Consider the following 254-nt stretch of genomic DNA (forward strand, 5'->3'; position numbering starts at 1 on the left):
GACCTCGACGGGATCGTCCACCGCCTTGCCGATGCGCCGATAGGGATCATGGAACAGACCGAGGTCGTATTTGGCACCCAGCACACGCCCCACGGCCTGGTCGATCAGTTCGATCGGCACCTCACCGCGCTCGACCAGCCCCGGCAGCTCCTGCAGATAAAGCGAGTCGTGCATGCTCAGATCGATGCCCGCCTCGATTGCCAGGCGCGCAGCCTCGCGGCCATCGCGGGCCACGCCATGGCGCAGCAGTTCGT

General features: G+C 66.1%; 1 protein-coding gene. It reads right to left on the reverse strand.

Features of this window, described 5'->3' with window-relative positions; genetic code table 11:
• On the reverse strand, positions 1-254 hold a 254-nt coding region (locus AAEZ10_RS27565; RefSeq protein ID WP_350571845.1), incomplete at both ends, for a glycoside hydrolase family 3 N-terminal domain-containing protein.

The organism is Pseudomonas sp. H26/SER47-MNA-CIBAN-0231 (assembly GCF_040310465.1).
Taxonomy (GTDB): Bacteria; Pseudomonadota; Gammaproteobacteria; order Pseudomonadales; family Pseudomonadaceae; genus Aquipseudomonas; species Aquipseudomonas atacamensis.